1 pseudogene is annotated in these 336 nt (G+C 48.8%); it reads right to left on the bottom strand.

The annotated features are described in order from the left end of the window. Positions 1-75, bottom strand: a pseudogene (locus J0A66_RS23480) (TrmH family RNA methyltransferase); the annotation flags it as partial. Positions 76-336 lie beyond the last annotated feature (261 nt).

The following is a 336-nucleotide window of genomic DNA, read 5'->3' as shown; positions in this document are numbered from 1 at the left end:
ACCTTCTACCAGATAATGGCCGAACTGGGTGCGGTACTTTTTCTGATGCAGCTTTTTAACGTCGTCTAGTTTCATATTTATCTGCCTGTCAGGCCTTATACTCGGTATGTCACAGAATTCCAGGAGGAAACCTACGCCCTTCAAGTTTACTCCTCACCCAGCTCAAGGTTGTAAGCGCTCCGATGAACATGGAGGCTATCACCCCTTCGTGCTTTTCGTGGTCAGCAGACTCTGATACTCCCACTATCACCACCAAGCCTTCAGTTCGAGAAGCCGAACTGCATAGCCTTTTTGCTTAGTGCTGGTTGTGGTGGGCCGTATTTCAGCTTCATCACC

This window comes from Bowmanella dokdonensis (assembly GCF_017254865.1).
GTDB lineage: Bacteria > Pseudomonadota > Gammaproteobacteria > Enterobacterales > Alteromonadaceae > Bowmanella > Bowmanella dokdonensis.
The sequence above is the reverse complement of the archived record's forward strand: the minus strand, read 5'-3'. Positions and strand labels throughout refer to the sequence as shown.